The organism is Bacillus sp. LR--39 (assembly GCF_053613335.1).
Genome location: NZ_JBSIOT010000910.1, coordinates 1 through 699, shown reverse-complemented (window position 1 = coordinate 699; position 699 = coordinate 1). Strand labels below are relative to the sequence as shown.

The following is a 699-nucleotide window of genomic DNA, read 5'->3' as shown; positions in this document are numbered from 1 at the left end:
AGATGTCCTGGTATACAAAAGGCGTACCAGACACATATGCAAAGCTTCCCCCGTGAATAAATCCGACAGTTAACGCGTACCCCATAAAGGATCGATCCTTCAGCAGGCTGCCCATCGTTTTGACGGATGTTCCGATTGAGCTTGGAATCCGTTTTTCCGGCGGAAGCGTTTCTTTTAACCTCAATGCAATCAGAAGAACGAGTAAAAATCCGATGATCATGAGGACGTGAAAAATTGTATGCCACGTTGCGAACGGCAAAAGCAAAATGGCACCGCCTGTCATAGGCGCAACCATTGGCGCCACCGCGGTAATGACCATTAACAGCGAGAAAAATTTAGAAAGCTCTCTTCCGGTAAACACATCGCGGACGATTGCGCGAGACAGCACAAGCCCTGCAGAAGCAGTGAAGCCCTGTAAAAAACGCGCAGCCACTAAAATTGTTATATTGGGCGACAGTGCACAAAACAGAGAAGATAACGCAAATAAAAAAATACAGATTAATAGCGGTTTTCGTCTCCCCTGCGCATCGCTGACCGGCCCGACAATCAGCTGGCCGATCGTAAGTCCGACCAGACAGGCTGTTAAACTTAACTGAACAAGTGAAGCACTTGCTGATAAATCTTCCGCGATTTCAGGAAAACTTGGCAAATACATATCTATATTAAGCGGGCCCAATATAGCAAGCATGCCGAGCAGAA

At 46.9% G+C, this 699-nt stretch carries 1 protein-coding gene; it reads right to left on the bottom strand.

The window, feature by feature from the left end:
- A partial coding sequence (locus ACWHAR_RS27410) for a Bcr/CflA family efflux MFS transporter (protein WP_452088474.1) occupies nucleotides 1-697 on the bottom strand: 697 nt, incomplete at its 3' end.
- Nucleotides 698-699: the final 2 nt, after the last annotated feature.